This window comes from Prevotella sp. kh1p2 (genome assembly GCF_900111525.1).
Classification (GTDB): Bacteria; Bacteroidota; Bacteroidia; order Bacteroidales; family Bacteroidaceae; genus Prevotella.
In genome coordinates this window covers 90,471-110,671 of record NZ_FOHY01000007.1, presented here as the reverse complement: position 1 = coordinate 110,671, position 20,201 = coordinate 90,471, and the positions used below count along the sequence as shown (strand labels likewise).

9 protein-coding genes are annotated in these 20,201 nt (G+C 57.4%); all 9 read left to right on the top strand.

Translation table 11 applies throughout. The features are described 5' to 3' along the window. Positions 1–15 precede the first annotated feature (15 nt). The 9 genes from BMW31_RS05790 to BMW31_RS05750 all read left to right on the top strand — a co-directional run bounded on the left by BMW31_RS05790 (position 16) and on the right by BMW31_RS05750 (position 20,173). Entirely contained in the window at positions 16–1,629 is a 1,614-nt protein-coding gene (locus BMW31_RS05790) for a RagB/SusD family nutrient uptake outer membrane protein (RefSeq protein WP_091822384.1), read from the top strand. Positions 1,630–1,654: 25 nt separating this feature from the next. Next, the gene (locus BMW31_RS05785; RefSeq protein WP_091822380.1) at positions 1,655–2,818 is read left to right on the top strand and encodes a SusE domain-containing protein; all 1,164 of its coding nucleotides are present in this window, start codon (positions 1,655–1,657) and stop codon (positions 2,816–2,818) included. A gap of 78 nt (positions 2,819–2,896) precedes the next feature. Further along, the gene (locus BMW31_RS05780) at positions 2,897–4,060 is read left to right on the top strand and encodes a glycoside hydrolase family 76 protein (protein ID WP_091822376.1); all 1,164 of its coding nucleotides are present in this window, start codon (positions 2,897–2,899) and stop codon (positions 4,058–4,060) included. A gap of 110 nt (positions 4,061–4,170) precedes the next feature. After that, the gene (locus tag BMW31_RS05775; RefSeq protein WP_091822511.1) at positions 4,171–6,327 is read left to right on the top strand and encodes a GH92 family glycosyl hydrolase; all 2,157 of its coding nucleotides are present in this window, start codon (positions 4,171–4,173) and stop codon (positions 6,325–6,327) included. 846 nt (positions 6,328–7,173) lie between these two features. Beyond that, positions 7,174–11,235, top strand: a complete 4,062-nt coding sequence (locus BMW31_RS05770; RefSeq protein WP_255404841.1) for a hybrid sensor histidine kinase/response regulator transcription factor — start codon at positions 7,174–7,176, stop codon at positions 11,233–11,235. Between the two features lie 478 nt (positions 11,236–11,713). Then, positions 11,714–13,732 carry a hypothetical protein gene (locus tag BMW31_RS05765; protein WP_091822372.1) on the top strand — a complete coding sequence of 673 codons (2,019 nt, stop codon included), beginning with the start codon at positions 11,714–11,716 and terminating at the stop codon, positions 13,730–13,732. Between the two features lie 42 nt (positions 13,733–13,774). After that, the gene (locus tag BMW31_RS05760) at positions 13,775–16,822 is read left to right on the top strand and encodes a SusC/RagA family TonB-linked outer membrane protein (protein WP_091822369.1); all 3,048 of its coding nucleotides are present in this window, start codon (positions 13,775–13,777) and stop codon (positions 16,820–16,822) included. Between the two features lie 13 nt (positions 16,823–16,835). Continuing rightward, positions 16,836–18,746: a RagB/SusD family nutrient uptake outer membrane protein gene (locus BMW31_RS05755; RefSeq protein ID WP_091822366.1), complete on the top strand. Its 1,911-nt coding sequence runs from the start codon at positions 16,836–16,838 to the stop codon at positions 18,744–18,746. Positions 18,747–18,766: 20 nt separating this feature from the next. Further along, positions 18,767–20,173, top strand: a complete 1,407-nt coding sequence (locus tag BMW31_RS05750; RefSeq protein WP_091822363.1) for a SusE domain-containing protein — start codon at positions 18,767–18,769, stop codon at positions 20,171–20,173. Positions 20,174–20,201 lie beyond the last annotated feature (28 nt).

The following is a 20,201-nucleotide window of genomic DNA, read 5'->3' as shown; positions in this document are numbered from 1 at the left end:
TGGAGGATGCTAACAATGAAAAAATACAGATATATCATAGCCACTCTCTTTGTCGTTCTGTCCTTCTCCAGCTGCAATGACATGGACAATCCGCCTACCAACAGCTATACTGATGCTAACTTCTGGACCTCTATCGAGAAGTCGCAGTACATGCTCAACATGGCGTACAACCAACTTTACAGCGCCGGAAAGATGTGGAACGACGAGCGACTGAGCGACAATGTGTTCCAAGGTCGCGGCTTTACAGACCAGCGTACCATCCGTAATGGCATAGCTGATGCTTCGACGGGAATCTTCAACGGCGAGTGGGGTGACCTCTATGGAGGCATCAAGACGTGCCATGTTTTCCTTGAACACATCGATGCCTTGCAGGCTTCAGATGACGTGAAGAATAACATGAAAGCCCAGGCACGCTTCATCCGGGCTTCTCTCTTCTTCCGTCTGACAAACTTCTACGGTGCTATTCCTTTCTTTACAAAGGACATTACGCTTGATGAAGCAAACTCTACTGCACGTACCTCGCATGACGAAGTCATCAACTTCATTCATAAAGAGCTTGAAGAAATACTCCCTTACCTGCCCACCAAGGAGCAACTCGACGAATCGGAGCGGGGTAAGATAACCCAAGCAGCTGCCCTGATGCTGCAAGCACGGGCCTATCTATACGACAGCGATTGGGCTAATGTGGAGAAATACTGCCAGATGCTGATGAGCGGTGACTATGGTCATTATGAGCTCTTCCCAAGCTACAGCGGGCTGTTCGAGTCGGCCAATGAGTACAACCCGGAGGTTATCATGGACGTGAGTTACGTTCCTACAACCCGTACCTGGGGCGACCTGATAGACATGGTGCCGCTTTCAAAGGGCGGACGCGTAGCCAGCACGGTGCCCACACAGAGCCTTGTAGACAACTACCTCACGCTCGACGGCGACCCCATCGGCGAGTCCAAGACCTACAACGAGGCTGCTCCTTACGACAACCGCGACCCCCGCTTGACTGCAACCGTAGTTTACGACCGTTATGACTGGAGCGGCAACGTAAGCGACGGCACCACCGGAGAGGTTATCTATACCCGTCCGGGCTCCGGTTCGGCCGATGCTTATCAGGGCCTGAATGCCAACCAGAGTTGCACGGGCTACTATGTACGCAAGTACTACGACCCTAATCACGAGGCTGATGTGCAGGTTAGTACCAACATCATCACCATGCGCTATGCCGATGTGTTGCTGATGTACGCCGAAGCCATGAACGAACAGGGCAAGATGACAGCCGATGTATGGAACCGGACCATTCGTCCCATCCGTCAGCGTACGGGCTTCACGGCTGCCAAAGCACTGGATTATCCGGCCGGCATGAACCAGGAGCAGATGCGACAAGCACTTCGGCGCGAGCGTAGGTCGGAACTTGCCCTCGAAGGACTGCGCTGGTATGACATCAAGCGCTGGAAGGCAGGCTCGCAGTACCTGAACGGTTACGTGCACGGTGCGCGCTTTGGAGCCAACAACAGCTACATTACGCTCGACAACTATCAGTTCAACGAAAACCGCGATTACCTCTGGTCGGTTCCGCAGGCGCAGATGGACATCAACGCCAACCTGAAGCCCAACAACCCCGGATGGTCCAATTAACAACCAACATTAAACCATATATCAAATGAAAACTAAGATATTTTCATCAATCCTGATGATGAGTGCCCTCGTCCTTGGCACTGCTTGCACCGAAGACATGGAGTACAAAGACGTGCAGGTAACCCCTGTCAGCCAGCTCTATGCACCAAAGGACGGCCAGAGTGTACAGCTGCTTTCATCGGCAACGGCATCCACTTTCTTCGAGTGGTCATCGAGTCTGGCCGAAGACGGCAACTCTCCGCTCTACGAGGTGGTGTTCGACAAGGCCGACGGTGATTTCTCCAAGCCCGTTTATCGGCTTACTTCCGATGACATGGGCACCCGCAACTATGCTACGATTTCTCACAAGAATCTCGACAAGATAGCTGCAGCAGCCGGCTTGACCAACGGCGAGACCGGCCTTCTGAAGTGGACGGTTGTCTCTTCACGCGGCATCAACCAGGCCACTGCGTCAGAGGTGCGCACCATCAACATCACCCGTTTGATGGGCTTCTCCGAGATACCCGCCCAGGTATTCGTTACCGGTGAAGGCTCCGAAGGCGGTGCCGACGCTGCCAAGGCTGTGGCCATGTCGTCGCCCGAAGCAGGCGTTTTTGAAGTCTTTACCAAGCTCGAAGCCGGCAAGAACTATAGCTTCATCGACAACAAGACAGGCAGCAAGCGCGTGTTCTATACCGACGGCAACACACTCAAGGAGAGTCTCGACGGCACCCAGTCGGCTACTGTGGCCAAGACGGGTGTGTACCGCATCACCGTCGACTTCAACATCGCATCCGTTGCCATGCAGCAAGTTGTCAGCGTAGGCTGGTTCTTCTCGCCCGACAACAAGGTCGACGTGCCTCTTGAGTACAAGGGTAACGGCACCTGGGTAGGCCAGGGCCAGACTCCTTTCCACCAGGAGAGCTGGGGCCGCGACGAGCGTTACAAGTTCGAGATGGTGCTCGACAACAACGGCAACCAGTCCGTCGTACATTGGGGACCCACCGCGGCAGGCCTCGACAGCAGGCCGAGCGACAACCAGAGTGAGGACTACTTCTACATGAAAGAGTGGCCGGCCACACAGTGGGACAACAAGTGGAAGCTCCACGGCAACTTCGACAGCGGCGTGAATGGCGGCAAGGCTACCAAGTTCACGTTCATTGTCAATGCCTCCGGACCCTATCGTCACGCAGTTGAATTTGGCGATTAACGCGCCCGGTCTGTAATGTCCAACACGGGGAGTGGGGGCACCGAACGCCTCCACACCTCTCTTTAAAAGTTGACAGAAATGAAGAATATAATCAAATATGCAATGCTGTTGTTCGTCGCTGCGGTTGCCCTGCAGTCGTGCGACGACATAGAAGATGAGTACACCTACGGCCGTGGGCAGTACGCCATCGACTGGAATGCGGCTGCCGACAGTGCCACCTCCTCGCTCATTGCCCGTTTCTGGGACGCCGAGAAGCACTATTTTGTCTACGATGCCGACCAGTTTGCCAATGCTCCTACCAACAACTACTGGCCCCAGGCCCATGCTATGGATGCCGTCATTGATGCTTATCTGCGCACCGGCGATGCCAAGTATTCGGCTCTCTTTGACCAGTGGTTCGACGGAGCCAGAAAGATGAACTGGACACAGCCGGGAGTCAGCTTCCGCGGACAGTTCTACGACGATACCGAGTGGATTGGTCTAACCATCGTGCGGCTGTACGAGGCCACCCATGATGCCAAGTACCTGGCCACTGCCGAAGACCTGATGGCCTACATCGAGACCGGCTGGAACGACCTTGGTGGCGGCGGCATAGCCTGGGCAACATCCCATCTGGCCGACAAGAACTCCTGCTCCAACGGCCCTGCAGCTATCCTGGCAGGCAAGCTCTACCAGCTTACCGACAAGCAGGAATACCTCGACTGGGCGCAGCGTATCTACGACTGGGAGAAGACCTACCTCTTCGATCAGGCCACCGGATGCGTCTACGGAGGCCTCAATGGCGAAACGGGAGACCTCGACAAGCTCTCGCTCAGCTACAACCAGGGCACCTTCCTGGGCGCTGCCCACGTACTTTACCAGATTACGAAGGATGAAACCTACCTCAACGATGCCCGCAAGGCAGCCTACTTCGGCATGACCAACAGCGGCAACCTCGATACGGGCAACAACATCCTCCGCGATGAGGGAACCGGCGACGGCGGCCTCTTCAAGGGCATCTTCATGCGCTATTTCACGCTGCTCATGCTCGACCCGGACCTCAAACCGGTCTATGCAAAGAAGTTTGCCACCTTCCTCAACAACAATGCCGAGACCCTCTGGCGCCGCGGCGTGAACAAGAACGACCTGCTCTTTGGGCCCAACTGGGCCTCGGCCGTTGTGGGAACCACCCAGCTCACCTCGCATACCAGCGGCTGCACGCTCCTCGAGATGCGCGCCCTCTACGAGAAGGAGCACAAATGAAGTTATCGTTCTGTAAATTTTAAGCTATGAAGGAGGGCCTCTCCTTCGCCAACACAATGAGACGGCCCTGCCTGTATAAAGGCGGGGCCGTTCTGTTTTTACATTCCAACATGAAGAAACCCATTCTCCTGCTTTTCCTTTTACTCGTTACCGGAACGGGCTGCCTGAAGGCTGCCGACGGCAAGCTCACCAAGCTCGTGAACCCCTTTCTGGGCACGGCCACGCTCTGGGATGAGGCCGACCTGCACTATGTGCGCCGCCGCGAGGCCCGCACCTGGGGGGCCGAGGTGTTTCCCGGAGCCTCCGTGCCCAATGCTATGGTGCAGCTGAGCCCCGTGACCCAGTTCCGCAGTGGTGCCGGCTATCAGTATGAGGACTCCGTTATCTACGGCTTCTCGCATACCAACAAGGGCCACTGGAACCTGCTCCACCTGCCGCTGCTGCCCGTTACGGGCCGCGTGCAGGCCGACGATTATGCCTCGCCCTTCAGCCATCGCAACGAGGAGGCCCACCCCGGCTACTACCGTGTTTACCTGCAGCGCTACGGCGTTAACGCCGAACTAACATCGACTCTGCGCTGTGCCTACCACCGCTACACGTTCAGGCAGGGTGACAATATGCGCCTGGTGGCCGACATGACGCGCAACAACAACCGTGTAGACCAGTGGGCCCTGCAGCGTGAGGATGCCCATTCGTTCTCCGGATTCCAGGATGGAGAGGGCCGCATCTACTTCTACGCCGTGTCCAACTACGCCCTCACCGGCATCAGCCAGGTGCAGGGACGGCGCCACTCCGTCTCGGTGGTCGACTTTGCCAACGATGCTTCCGGCGCTCCGTTGGAGCTTAAAATAGGCTTCTCGTTTACCAGCGTGGAGAACGCCCGCAAGAACCTGGAGGCCGAAATACTGTCAAAGAACTTCCGGACGGTGCGCTCCGAGGCCGATGAGGCATGGGAGCAGCTGCTCGGCCGCATACGTGTAGAGGGCGGAAGCGAGCGTATGCAGCGCATCTTCTACAGCTGCCTGTACCGCTCTTTCCTCTGGCCGGCCCTGCGCAGCGATGTGAACGGCGACTATACCGACGCCAGCGGCAACATCGTTAACGGCGGTTTCCGCTACTACACCAACCCTTCGTTCTGGGACGACTACCGCAACAAGCTCATCCTGTTGGGCATGATAGAGCCCCGGGTGGTGGAAGATGTCATCAAGTCCATAACCGACAGGGGCGAAAAGCAGGGCGGTTACATGCCTACTTTCTTCCATGGAGACCATGCCTCCGCCTTTGTGGCGGGCAGCTGGCTGCGGGGCATCCGCGGGTTCGACCTGCAGCGGGCCTACCGCCTGCTGCTCCGTAACGCCACGGTGCCCGGCCGCGGGGGCCGTGCTTACCTGGATGAGTACCTGCGCCGCGGCTGGATAGCCGAGAAGGACACCCTGAACGTGCCCTATTACGACGAGTACAAGGCGGCCGTTACCAAGACGCTGGAGTACAGCTACGACGACTATGCCACCGCGCTCATTGCCCGCCTGCTGGGCGACAAGAAGAACTACAGGCTCCTGATGAAGCACTCAAGGAACTACCGCAACGTGTTCGACCCCTCCACGGGCTTCTACCGCGGCCGTGTGGAGAGTGGCCGCTTCGTCTCGCAGTTCGACCCCTACTACCCCTACTTTGCCTATCAGTACCGCGAGGCCAATGCCTGGCAGTCGCTCTTCTACGCTCCCCACGACCCCGAGGGCGTCGTGAAGCTCTATCCGAGCAAGAAAGCAGTGGAGCTGAAGCTCGACTCTCTCTTCACCGAACCTTGGCGCGGATACGAGGTGGAGAACCTGACGGGCTTCATAGGCAACTACTGCCACGGCAACCAGCCGGGCCACAGCCAGCCCTACATGTACTACTTTGTGGGCCGGCAGGACAAGGCGCAGTGCGTGCTCGACAGCATCATGAACCACTACTACGACATGGGAAGCCAGCACCTGGCCCTGGCCGGCATGGACGATGCGGGCGAGATGTCGGCTTGGTTCGTGTTCAACGCCATCGGTCTGTACACCTATTCGCCCGCCGATGCCGAGTACCTGGTCACCGTGCCGCTGTTTCCAAGGGTCAGCTTCAGGCTCAACAACGGCCGTACCTTCAGCATCGAGCACCGCGGCAACGGCCGTCGCATCACCTCCATCAGCTATGGCGGCCGCCCTGTAAAGGGCTGGTTCCTCTCCGACAGCCTGCTGCAAGAGGGCCGGCAGCTGGTGGTGCAGACTTCCGAATAGCCTGCTTTCGCCCGTCATCGGTCCATTCCACTGTGTTACCGGATAATGGAAAGCTGCTTAAAATATCATCCCCTCCTACATTATGAATTGTGAATTGTGAATTATGAATTGACACCTCGCTGCTTGGGACATCATCCCCTCCTAACCTCCCCTTTCCAAGGAGAGGAACTGCTGCTGCCGTTTTTTAAAGACAGAGTAACAGAGTAACTTTCTTGCTGCTGTAGGGGTTGACCGTTGGCAGCGCCGAATAAGGAACGATGAGTGGAAAAGCAAACCGGTATTCTCCCCTTGGAAAGGGGAGGCGGAGGAGGGGATGACCGGACGGCAGCTATTCCATCAAGCACCCAACACTCCTCGCCCGCAACCTTGATTACTTGCAATTGAGAATTGATAATGGATAATTGATAATTATGATTAGCTGGTTTCTGATAGCCTTCAGCCATCACCTACCACCTCCATGTACTCCACCGCCCAAACAAGAGCTATCGTTCAAGCTCCTTGAAGGAGCCTTTCAAGCCCCTTGAACGATACCTTCAAGGCCCTTGAATGGCACGTCTTTCACAGCGCCCTGTGGCAGGCGGTTCTGCAAAGTGATGCCGGCGGCCGGAAAATAAGCTGCAAAACGAGATGAGAGAAAGGCGGAAAAGCATGGAGGAAGCAACCGCTTCTTGTACCTTCTGCTTGTATTTGTCAACAGAAAACAGAATCTTTGCCAAATTTAAAGTTCAACTTTAAATTTGCCGAAACATTTTGCCGTCTGCCTTGTTTTTCGTAATTTTGTATAATAAGATAAGTAATATAGCCTGACAAACGTGGGCGGCACAGCGCCTGCAACCTTTTGAATACATGAACATTCATAACATGACACCCTCCTGCATTGCCGTTACACGCCTGCGCAGAGCCTGCCTGGCCTGCCTGGTTGCACTGCTGCTGTGGCTGCCGGCACGGGTTGCGGGCGGCAACTACCGCTTCTCTCACCTCACGAGTGCACAGGGGCTGCCCCACCAGCAGGTGGAGGCGCTGGCGCAGGACCTTAAGGGCTACGTGTGGATAGGTACCCGCAACGGGCTCGTGAAGTACGATGGCTACGAGACGAAGGTGTACTATCACGACGCTGCCAACCCCCACTCACTGAGCCACAACTATGTGCACGCCCTGCTGGTAGACCGCCGCGGGCGCCTGTGGATATGCACCGAGACGGGCGTTTGCCGCTACCGGCCGGGTGCCGACGACTTTGAATGCTACACGCAGCAGCCCGGGCTCTTCCTCTCCATTGCCCAGACGAGCCGCGGCAGGGTGTTCTTCGGGGGCGACATGCTCTGCTCCTACGATGAAACCGGCGAGGAGCTGGTGCGCCATCCGCTGCCCGCGCGCTCGCATATCAACTACATGGCGGTTGACAAAGCCGACAATCTCTACCTTTCTACCAACAATGCCATCGTGTCGTACGATGCCGCCATGACGCGCCTCACGACCCTGAACCTCGCCTGGTACGGCGACTGCGTAACGAGCAGCAATGCCATCATGCCCGTATTCTGCGACCACCGCGGCCGTCTCTGGATAGGCCGTAACGGCATGGGCGTGGTTTGCGTTGACCTGCGCACGGGGCAGCAACGGAACTGGTCGGCCCGGGATTTGTCCAACGGCATCGTCCGCACCATTACCGAAGACGCCTCCCACCGCATCTGGCTGGGAACGGAAAAGGGCGTTACCGTTATCAGTCCCGGCGGAGGACGCGAGATTCTGCAGCACCGCTTCCAGGATGAGAACGGGCTGAGCGACAACGCCGTGTACGCCATTCTGTGCGACCGGCGGCAGAATGTGTGGATAGGTTCCTACTTCGGGGGCGTGGATATTCTGCTGCACGACAACGGTCAGTTCCGCCATTTGGCGCCCGGGCCGGCCGCGGAGAATATCAAGGCCCGCGTGGCCCGCATGATGGTGGAGACCCGTCCGGGTGTTTTCTGGATAGCGACCGAGGACGGCGGCATCAACATCTACGACCAGTCGGCCAACCGCTTCACCGTCTTTAGCGGCATACCCGAGCTGGGCACCAACGTCCACTCGCTGTACTACGACCGCCGAAGCGGCGAGATGTGGATAGGAACGCGCTTCAACGGCCTCTTCCGTTACAACATGCAGACCGGCTCATCCAAGCGTTACCTGCGCTCGCACGGGCTGCCTTCGGAGGCTGTTTTCTACATCGCGCGCCAGCGCAGCGGCCGGTTGTGGTTCGCAACCATGCAGGGCTTGCGCTATTACGACCCCGGGACGGACACCTTCAGGCCAACGGGCAACGCCGCACTCGACCGTACCTTCGTCTATACACTTTGCGTTGACCGCGCCGACAACCTCTGGGCAGGCACCACCAACTACGGCATCTTCCGCCTCTCGGCACACGGCAGGGGCGTTGAGAACTGGCGTGTGGGCACCAAGCCGGGGCTCAAGGACAACTATATCATCAGCCTTTACGAAGACTCAAGGGGCACTCTCTGGATAGGAAGTAACAACAACGGGCTGCAATTCGTTGACCATCGGGGCGGCCAGGTGAAGAGTCTGGGCGGCGAGCGGCTGCTCTCGCAATGCACTGTTTGCAGCACCGTAGAGGACGGGTTGGGCCATCTGTGGGTCAGTACCAGCCTCGGTCTGTTCGATTACGACCTGCGGACGAAGGCCGTAGTGCGCTATTCGGTCAAGAACGGGCTGCCCGTCAACCAGTTCAACTTTTCCTCTTCGCTCGTTACCCAGGGCGGACAGCTGCTCTTCGGGAGCATCAACGGCATCGTGGCCTTTAATCCCCGCACCATCCGAAAGGAGTGGGGACCCTTCACGGTGCACCTGAAGGAGCTGGTTATCAACAACCAACCGGTAACGGCCTTGACACCCGGCAGCCCGCTGAAGACCGAAATCGACTACGACAAAACCATCACGTTGAGCTACGACCAGGCCCGTTCGTTCAGCATAGCCTACGGTGTGGTGATGCCTGCCAGCACCGACCCGGTAGAATACCAGGTGCTGCTGGAGGGCATAGACAAGGACTGGCGCAGCGTTGGAGACGAGCGCCGGTTCAACGGCTACAACCTCCAGCCCGGCACGTACGTGCTCCACGTGCGGGCCAACAACTCCAACGAGGGGTGGGACCGCTGCCCCGTCAAGACGCTCACCATCATCGTTCGCCCGCCCTTCTACCGCTCCATGTGGGCGTGGATGCTGTACCTGCTGCTGGCGGTGGGGCTGGCCTGGCTGGCCTATCACCTCTTCTCGGTCAGGCTGAAGGAACGTAACGCCGTGAAGATGGCCAACATGGAGAAGGAGAAAGTGGAGGAGATAGACCGCATGAAGTCAAGTTTCTTCACCACGGTGTCGCACGAACTCAAGACTCCTCTGTCGCTTATAGTGGCTCCACTCAGGAGTATTGCGCGGCGGGAGCTGAGCACCGACTCGCAGAAACATCTCGACACGGCCATCCGCAACACCCGTAAGATGGAGGAACTCATCAACGAACTCGTTACGTTCAACAAGATAGAGACGGCCAACCTGCCCTTCTACGTGCAGCGGGGCAACGCCGTCGAGTTCGTGGAACTGGCCGTGGAACAGTTCCGCGACTTTGCTGCCGACAAGCAGATAACGCTCACGGCCGAGTGCGAGAACAACGGCGAGGAGGTGTGGTTCTCGCCTTCGTACGTTGAGCGCATAGTCAACAACCTGCTCACCAACGCTCTCAAGTTCACGCCCCGCGGCGGTGCAGTGCGGGTGCTGGCCAGCATCCTCACCCTGCCCGGCGACCCCTCGGCCTACTTGCAGCTTGTAGTGAGCGACACGGGCATAGGCATTGCCAAGGACGAACTGGCCAACATTTTCGAGCGATACTACCAAACCAAGCGCGGATACAATGTAGACAACGGCGGCTGGGGCATCGGCCTGTCGCTCGTCAAGCGCCTGGTGGAGATACACCACGGCACGGTGAGCGTGGAGAGCGAGGTGGGGCAGGGCACTGCCTTCACCGTGCGGCTCAACGTATCGGCCGATGTATTCGACGCCAAGAGCCGCATCACCGACGACAAGGCGCTGGTGGCAGTGTCGCAGTACAGCTTCTCACGCAGCGACGTGCACAGCTCGGAGGCCGCCGCATCAGGCCAGGAGACCCCGCAGGCGGAACATCCCGTCTCTATCCTCATCGTTGACGACAACCCCGACATGCTCCAGTTCCTGGCCGACTACTTCTCTTCGCAGTACAACGTGCTTACGGCCGCCGACGGCGCTGCTGCCCTGCAGATAACCGCCGGCGGGCAGGTAGAGCTGGTGGTGAGCGACGTCATGATGCCCGGCATGGACGGAACGGAGCTCTGCCGGCGGCTGAAGCAGGACGTGCACACCTCGCACATTCCCGTCATCCTGCTCACCGCAAAGAGCGAACAGGCCGATGTGCTGGCCGGATACGAGAGCGGCGCCGAGGCGTATGTGTCCAAACCGTTCGACCCCCAGATACTGGAACTACAGATAAAGAACATCTTGCAGCTGCGTGCCAGCCGTCAGCAGGAGATTGCCAACGGACATGAGGGCGACATAGATGCCGCCCAACTGAGCGAGCTGGATAAGAAGTTCCTGCACCAAATCAATGCTCTCATAGACGCCAACATCGGCAACAGCGACTTCTCCATTGCCGAGATGACGGCCGGAATGGGCATCAGTCGCACGCTGCTGCACACCAAGATGAAGAACCTCATGGGCATTTCGGCGGGCGACTACCTGCGCAAACGGCGCATGGACTGTGCCTGCAAGCTGCTAAAGGAGGGCTACAACGTATCGGAGACGGCCTACAAGACGGGCTTCGCCGACCCCAACTACTTCTCCAAAGTGTTCCGCAAGCAGACCGGCAAGAGCCCTACGGAGTTCATGGGGAAATGATGTGCGGGTGTTGGGTGATGGGTGATGGGTGTTAGGTGATGGGTGTTGGGCGGTGGGATGATGGGTGTTGGGTGTTAGGGTGATGGGTGTTGAGTGGTGGGGTGATTGTATTTTTGCTGCCATGAAGATGAATAGAAAAGGACAAAAGATATGGAGCAGGAACTTTCGACACTTGTCGCACGATTGTGTGACAGGTGTCGAATGATTGTGCGACACCTGTCGAAAGTTCGCGAAGCATAGCTTCTGCTACCTGGCAGGATATTCTCTGCTACCTGGCAGGATGCCTTCTGCTGCCCTGACGGGGCGCGGAGATGGCGGCGCAAAAGCGCTCTAATTATCAAACAGACAGTTACGGAGGGTAAAAAGAACAATTTTACCCATTTCGGAAACATTTTTACCTGTCGGAAATCGGCCGAAATGTTACTTTTGCATCATCTGCTTAGAAAGCCTGATAACGTAAGATTTTAAATTTAGATACATGAAAAGAGTCAGACCCTACATGCTGTTGCTGCTCCTCTTCATAGCAAGCAAAGCCTGTGCGTGGGAGCTTGAGGCGTCTATAGCGCTGAAGCAACCCGGCAATACCGCCGTAACCTATGACCTCAAGCCGCAGGCCGACCGCCTCGTGGCTGCCGGAAAGCTGCCCGTAACGGTGAGTCGGGAACTCAAAAAGGCCGGAAATGCCCAGCTGCTTACCGTTACCCTGACGGCGCAGGAGGATGTGTACTTCCACCTGGAGCTGGCAGCAAGGACCGGTTTCGGTACCGGCAACTGCGACTTCTACCTGCCCGGGTTCTGGTATCACAAGAACTTACGCTCGCCGAAGGAGGCTCCCTCCTTCCATACCTCCAAGAGTTGGAACTTCAGGGAAGACCGTCTCTCGGCGCCGCTCACGGGCGTCTACGACGGTGCCGGCCACCGCAGCCTCACCGTACAGCGCCGGCTGGGCCAGGGATGCGATGCTCTCGTGCCCTCGCAGGAGGGTGAGGTCATCCTTTCCGGTGCCTCCTCGATAGGTTATGTGGGGTTCGACAACGAGACAGGGCAGGCTGCGCTCACCTTTGGTTACCCCTATGAGGAGTCGCCCCGGCGCTATATCCGCAAGCTCACGCTGGCCCCCGCCGTCACGGCCTTTGCCGCCCTGAAGAAGGGGGAGAGCCAAACACTGGCCTGGCTCATAACCGAGGGCGAGGCCGAGAGCTACGGCGCGTTCGTTGCACAGACGTGGAACGAATGCTTCGACGAGCTCAGTCCGAGCCCCCTTACACCTTTATATAATGCGGAGGAGGTAAAGGCACAGCTCGCGAACTATTTCCGCCAGTCGTTTGTTGACCGTTTCCCGCTGAAATACAACTCGGGTCTTACGCTGCGCACGGCCGACTGCAAGCCCTACACCGAGATGCAGATAGGCTTCTGCGGGCGCGTTCTGCTCAACGCCTTCAATGAGATAGAGTACGGAGAGCAGCACGGCGACAGCCTACTAACGGGCATGGGCCACGCCATCTTGGAGAGTTTCAGGGCCAACGGGTTCACTTCGGCCGGCTATTTCCATGACTATGTCGACTTCAGCAAGGGCATGCCCAAGGACGATGTGCACTCCATCCGCCAGCAGTCGGAGGCCGTTTACGCCGTGCTCCACTACCTGCAGTACGAGAAAACGCACGGACGCAGGCACGCAGAGTGGGAAAGCAAGGTGCGCCGACTGCTCGACAACCTGGTTAAACTGCAGAAGGCAGACGGCAGCTTTGCCCGCAAATTCCGCGACGACGGCAGCGACATAGACGCCAGTCCGGGCAGTACGCCCTCGGCAACGGGCCCGCTGGTAATGGGCTACCGCTACTTCGGCAGCAATAACTACCTGCAGGCAGCGCGCCGTTCGGCCAACTATCTGGCCGCTCACATCATCTCCAAGAGCGACTACTTCTCTTCTACGCTCGACGCCAACTGCGAGGACAAGGAGGCTGCCATCAGTGCCGTGACGGCCACTTACTACATGGCACTGGTTACCAAGGGCAAGGAACAGGCCCGCTATGTGCAGCTCTGCAAGCAGGCAGCGTACTTCGCACTGTCGTGGTACTACCTGTGGGACGTGCCGTTTGCGCAGGGACAGATGCTGGGCGACCTGGGTTTCAGCAGCCGCGGATGGGGTAACGTGTCGGTGGAGAACAACCACGTAGACGTGTTTGTGTTCGAGTTCCCCTCCATCCTCAAGTGGCTCGGCCTCAAGACCAATGAGTCAAGGTTCACGCGCATGTACAACGTCATCTACAGTTCGCTCAACCAGCTGCTGCCAACGCCCGGCCGGCTCTGCGGAATAGCAGTTCCGGGCTTCTATCCCGAGGTGGTGCAGCACACCACCTGGGACTACGGCAAGAACGGCAAGGGGTTCTACAACGACATCTTTGCCCCCGGCTGGACCGTTGCCTCGCTCTGGGAGCTGTACTCGCCGGAGCGTACGCCGGCCTTCTTCGGACAGAAAACGGCCTCCAACCCATAAAAACTATAACCAAAACAATAACCAACAACAAACAAAAACCCTATGAGTAAATTGAAAAACGCATTGCTGCTCTTGTTGCTGGGGGTAAACCTAAGCGTCATGGCGCAGTCGGTACGTGTGAGCGGAACCGTCTACGACGAGACCAAGGCCCCCATGATAGGCGTGGCGGTAAAGATTGTCGGCGGCGACGCATCAAAGGGCGTGCAGACCGACATTGACGGACACTTCAGCATGGAAGTGCCCTCGGCGAAGACCGTTATCGAGCTGACGTACATCGGATACAAGGCCAAACGGATTACCGTAGGCACCACCAACGATTACATCGTGCAGATGGAACCCGACGTCTCATCACTCGAAGAAGTGGTGGTAACCGGCTACGGCACGCAGAAAAAGCTCTCCGTGGTGGGTGCCATCGACAACCTGAAGCCTGAAAACCTGCAGGTGGGCTCCACCCGCTCGCTGTCCAACAACCTTGCCGGACAGATTGCGGGCGTGATAGCCGTGCGGCGTTCGGGCGAACCGGGCTACGACAACTCCAATTTCTGGATACGTGGCGTCTCCACTTTCTCCGGTACTACGACGCCGCTGGTGCTCATCGACGGCATAGAGCGCGACCTGAACAACATCGACCCGGAGGAAATTGAGTCGTTCTCCGTACTCAAGGATGCCGCCGCCAGCGCCATGTACGGCGTGCGGGGCGCCAATGGCGTTATCGTTATCAACACCAAGCGTGGCCACATAGGAGCCCCGTCGGTTGACGTGAGGGTTGAACATTCCATCGAGAAACCTACCAAACTGCCGGGCTTCATCAATGGTGCCGACTACATGACGCTGCTCAACGAGCTGGCCGGAAATCCCGACCGCCAGCCCTACACGCAGCAACAGGTTGACCGTACGCGCAGCCACTACGACCTGGACCTCTATCCCGACGTGAACTGGATGGATGCCATCACCAGGGATTATGCCTACTCTACCCACGCCAGTCTGAACGTGAGCGGCGGCAGCAACTTCCTGCGCTACTCGCTGGTGGCTTCGCTCTTCAACGAGCAGGGTATCGTGGAGACCGACCGGTCGCTGCCCTACGACACCTCCATCAAGCTGAACCGCTACAACATGCGCGCCAACGTTGACCTTGATATCACCAAGACCACCACGCTGCGCCTCAACATCGGCGGCTACATGCAGAACCGCCATGCCCCCGACGTGGGTATCGACGACCTCTTTAACCAGGCCTTCAGAACCAGTCCGGTTGTGCATCCGGCCCGTTACTCGGACGGTACCATCCCTTATGTAACCAATCGCGTGAACCCGTGGGCAAGCGGTACGCAGCGCGGCTACCAGGTGAACATAGCCACGCAGCTGCAGTCGCTCATCTCCATTGAGCAGGACCTGAAGATGCTCACGCCCGGACTGAAGGCCAAGTTCACCTTCTCCTTCGACTCTTACAACAACAGCAACCGCAAGCGCTCCAACAGTCCTACCTATTATACGGTGGCCAAGGAACGCGACGTGGAGGGCAACCTGATACACTCCATCTTGAGTTACGGAAGCGAATCGTTAGGTTTTGAGAGCGGCGGCGACTACGGCACGAAGAACACTTACCTCGAGGGAACGCTCACCTACAACCGTACCTTCGGGCAGCATGCCATCGATGCCCTCTTCCTGTACAACCAGCAGAGCTACGACAACGGCGGTGTGCAGCCCTACCGCAAGCAGGGTATAGCCGGCAGACTTTCGTATGTGCTGATGGACAGATACATAGCAGAGTTCAACTTCGGCTACAACGGCTCCGAGAACTTTGCCAAGGGCAAGCGCTACGGCTTCTTTCCGTCGGTCTCGGTAGGCTGGATTATGTCCGAAGAACCATTCATGGCAAGCCTGCGCCACACGTTTAGCAAGATTAAGTTCCGCGGCTCCTACGGCAAGGTTGGTAACGACAACATCGGCGGCCGACGCTTTGCGTACATCACGACCGTGTACACCAACCAGGGCGGATATGACTGGGGCGACAACTACCAGATAGGCCGCGCGGGCATAACCGAAGGAGACCCGGGCGTAACAAACCTTACCTGGGAGACTGCTCTGAAGGGTAACGTAGGTATAGAGATAGGTATGTGGAACGCGCTGGAGTTCCAGCTCGACTTCTTCCACGAGAAGCGCACCAACATCTTCATGCAACGCTCCACCATCCCCACGCAGACCGGTTTCACTGCTACGCCGTGGGCAAACTACGGACAGGTAACCAACCGCGGCTTCGATGCCTCGCTCAACTATAACAAGCAGTTCAACCACGACCTCTCCATCGGCTTCCGCTCCACGTTCTCCTATGCCAAGAACCGTGTGGACGAGCGCGACGAGAGCGAGGCCCGCAAGGGAACGTACCGCTCCATCACGGGCCACTCGCTGGGCACTCTGTGGGGTTTGCAGGCCGAACGGCTGTTTACCGACGACGACTTTGATGCCAACGGCGAAGTGAAGTTCGGCATCCCGCGCCAGGAAGTGGGCGCAAAGGTTCGCCCGGGCGACATTAAATACAAGGATATGGACGGCGACGGCGTCATCACCGATGCCGATGAAGGCTACATCGGAGGCACTGTAGACCCGCGGATTGTGTACGGTTTCGGCATGAGCGTTAATTACAAGCACTTCGACATCAATGCTTTCTTCCAGGGCGTAGGCGACACCTACCGCGTAATCGGCGGCTCGTCGTACTTCATTCCGGGAAGCGGACAGGGCTTGGAAGGTAACGTTTACGACAACTACAACGACCGCTGGACGGTTGATAACCCAAGTCAGAACGTGTTCTGGCCACGCCTTTCGGAGTCTCCTAACCAGAACAACTACCGTTCCTCCACATGGTGGAAGAAGAACATGAGCTTCTTGCGTTGCAAGATTCTGGAGCTCGGATACAGCCTGCCCAAGTCTGTAACGGACGTGGTGAAGGCCAAACGCATCCGTCTCTACGTGAGCGGAAACAACCTCTTCGTTCTTTCCAAGTTCAAGCTGTGGGATCCCGAGCTCGATTCAGGCGACGGTCTGAAGTACCCGCAGATGAAGTCTGTAATGTTCGGTATCGACGTAAACTTTTAATTAGCACATCAACATGAAACTATTTCATCAATTCATATTAGGCGGATGCGCCGTAGCAACGGCACTGTCATTCTCCGCCTGCGACTTTCTGGACAAAGAGCCGGACACGGAACTCACCATGGACATGGTCTACGAGAATAAGACCTACGTGGAAGATGCACTGGCCTATGTCTATTCCGGACTGCCAAACCCGTCGCGAGGTTTCCTGCTCGGCTTGGGCTGGGAGGTGCTGGGCGACGACATGACGCCCTCCAAACGCTGGCAACAGTGGGACTGGAGCCAGATTATTCCGAAGATTTTCGGCCAGTGGACACAAAACTCATCATGGGAAGGTGGCTTCTGGCACATGTATCCCCGCTACATCCGCGAGAGCTACCTCTTCCGTCAGAACGTGAAGGCGCTGCCTTCCGAAGACCTTCCCCAGAGCGAGGTAGACCTCATGAAGACCGAGTGCCGCTTCCTGGCAGCCTACTACTGGTGGAACCTGGCTAAGGTCTACGGCCCTATTCCCTTTAAACCAGACTACATTACGCCGTCGGATTTCAATCTCTCTGACCTGATGGTAGCCCGCGCCCCGTGGGATTCTATCGTGAATTATTGCGATAAGGAGATGCTTGCTGCAGCCAACGAGCTGCCTGCCATGTACAGTAAGCCCGAGAAATATGGCCGCATCAACAAGATTATGTGCCTGGCCGAGCGCGCCCGCATGCTGCTTTTCAATGCCAGTCCGCTGGTGAACGGCAACAGCTGGTACATGAATTATACCAACAAGGACGGCCAACATCTCTTCCCAACTGCCTACGATGCAAAGAAATGGGTGCGTGCAGTAGAGGCGCTGAAGCTGCTCATCGACGAAGCCGAAGGTGCCGGATGCAAGCTCTTTGTGGAATATAATGATGACGGAACAGTGGACCCCTTCAAGTCTCTTACGGACATGTTCTTCACCAAGTGGACTGCAGGAAACAAGGAAATCCTCTTCCCTTTCACCCGTCACAGCAGCGAGGACGACAACTTCAAGTTCTATACATCGAAGATTGTACCGAAGAACAACGGCGGCGGTGGCGGCCTGGGTGTTTATCAGGGACTGGTAGATGCCTTCTTTACCAAGAACGGTCTGCCCATTACCGACCCCAACAGCTACTATCAGGAGACAGGTTTCTCCAACTCGGTAGAGACCCGCAACACCCAGTGGGATCAGGGTACGGGCACTCCGGGCGAGATTACAGCCAAGGGAACCTATAACATGTACTGCAACAGAGAGCCCCGTTTCTACACCACAGTTTCCTATAACGGCTCCTGGTACGAACTGGAGAAACGCCCGTTCGAGTTCTTCCGCGGCGGCAAGGAGAACGACTATACCCACGATGCGCCGCAGAACGGCTACTTGGTTCGCAAGAAAGTGTATCCTTACGATAACCCCCGCACGGGCAACTGGTACACTAACCGCCCGTTGTGGCTCTACCGTCTGGGCGGTGCTTACCTGGCTTATGCCGAAGCCATGAACGAGGCTTACGATACGCCCGATGCCCGCGAAACGGCCATTGAGTACGTGAACCGCGTTAGAGTACGTGCCGGTGTGCGCCAGTACACTACCAAGCAGGTGCCTGCCAACGACCCCAGCTACATTCATGTGGAAAGTTCACAGAGCTCCATCCGCAACATCGTGCGCATGGAACGCCGTGTGGAGCTGTGCTGCGAGGGCTTGCGATGGGATGACATACGTCGTTGGAAGATTGCCGAAGACCTGCCTGAAATGACCGGCGACGACTATGGAATGAACTATGCAGGCGAAAATGCCGGCGACTTCTATAAGCGCACCGTTTACCAGACACGCGTCTGGAAGCGTTCCATGTACTGGTTCCCGATTTACGTAGACGAGATGGAGAAGAACCCCAACCTCGTTCAGTCTCCGTTCTGGAATTAAAACCTAAAATAAAAGAAGACATGAAATCAAACATAATCATAAAGCTCGGACTGCTCCTTGCGGCAGTCGGGCTGCTGGGCAGCTGCAATTCCGACCCGGAGTACTACACGCTCGAAGCGCCGGAAGACCAGATGCAGGTGCAGTCGTCGGCCGATACGCTCCTGCTTGAGCGCACCAAGAAGGCCGAAACGGCAGCAATCTTTACCTGGAACGATGCCCACGACCGCGGCGCAGGCACCTCACTGACCTATTACATACGCTTTTACCTGGCCGACAGCAAGGACAAAATCAGCGATCTGCTGCCCGTTCCGTCAGGCAACTCGTATGCCCTGAGCACGCAGGAGCTTAACAACTACCTCTCCAACTGGGGCGTTGCCGTTGGCGAAGCCGCACGGGTAACGGCCGAGGTGATAGCACAGGTGAACGCTGATACCAAGTTCTTCAAGCCCGAAATATCTGAAACCACCATCGTAGTGACGGGTTACGACCCGCGCGACCTGATGTACATGCTCATCCCCTCGTCCGAGGGCGACCGCTCCATCCAGATGGACAACATCCCCGAGTCGGGCATCTACCACTGGCACGGCGGCCTGGAGCCTTGCGAGTTCTGGTTCTCTACCAGCACCACCGGTGCTCCCGCTTACGTCAGAGGAGCCTCTGATACGCAGGCCGTTTACTCTGCCGACGGCACGGGCAGCCACTTCGCGATTACCGAACCGGCCGACTACGACATTACGCTCGACCTGAATACCGGCACGCTGACCGTAAACAAGATACCGTACCTCTACCTCGTACAGGAACAGGACGGCAGCACAGGCACCACGCGCATCACCAACATTGATACCGACTCGCTCTACTACCACTGGAGCGGACGCCTGCAGGCAGGCACCCGGCTGCGCTTTGCCACCAGCGATGCCAACACCTGGCCGGCCTATGTTCCAACGGCAGCCGGCAGCGATGAGGTTAAACTGGCCGACGAAGGTGCCCCGATGCTCACCATCTCCACCACCGGCAGGTACGAAATCACGCTCTGTTTGAAGAACAACAAGCTCATCTGCCTCGATGTCTACGACCTGCCGTTCGGCGGCATGTGGGCTGTGGGCAACGCCGTTCCGTCGGGCTGGGATGCCGGAAACCAGACCTGTCCGTTCGTGCAGAGCGACCTGAAGCATCATCCGGAGATATGGACGCTCACTACCGACATCACTGCCGGCAACGAGTTCAAGCTCATTACCCGGCCGGGAGAGTGGAACTACGAGTTCCTGCGCGCCGACAGCGAGACCCGCCAGGACCCTGTAAACACGTGGCTCAGCAGCGGCATACGCAGTGCGGGCGTGAGTGGCGACAACAAGTACACTCCCTCCAAGGGCGGCCGTTGGACCATCAAGGCCGACCTTCACAACATGCGGCTCATCATGGTACAATAAACGGCACGGAGTGCGGGGGCACCTGCGG

Excerpts from the sequence above, each read along its gene's own strand:
- BMW31_RS05790 (WP_091822384.1), top strand. The coding sequence starts at position 16 with ATGAAAAAATACAGATATATCATAGCCACTCTCTTTGTCGTTCTGTCC.
- BMW31_RS05785 (WP_091822380.1), top strand. The coding sequence starts at position 1,655 with ATGAAAACTAAGATATTTTCATCAATCCTGATGATGAGTGCCCTCGTC.
- BMW31_RS05780 (WP_091822376.1), top strand. The coding sequence starts at position 2,897 with ATGAAGAATATAATCAAATATGCAATGCTGTTGTTCGTCGCTGCGGTT.
- BMW31_RS05775 (WP_091822511.1), top strand. The coding sequence starts at position 4,171 with ATGAAGAAACCCATTCTCCTGCTTTTCCTTTTACTCGTTACCGGAACG.
- BMW31_RS05770 (WP_255404841.1), top strand. The coding sequence starts at position 7,174 with ATGAACATTCATAACATGACACCCTCCTGCATTGCCGTTACACGCCTG.
- BMW31_RS05765 (WP_091822372.1), top strand. The coding sequence starts at position 11,714 with ATGAAAAGAGTCAGACCCTACATGCTGTTGCTGCTCCTCTTCATAGCA.
- BMW31_RS05760 (WP_091822369.1), top strand. The coding sequence starts at position 13,775 with ATGAGTAAATTGAAAAACGCATTGCTGCTCTTGTTGCTGGGGGTAAAC.
- BMW31_RS05755 (WP_091822366.1), top strand. The coding sequence starts at position 16,836 with ATGAAACTATTTCATCAATTCATATTAGGCGGATGCGCCGTAGCAACG.
- BMW31_RS05750 (WP_091822363.1), top strand. The coding sequence starts at position 18,767 with ATGAAATCAAACATAATCATAAAGCTCGGACTGCTCCTTGCGGCAGTC.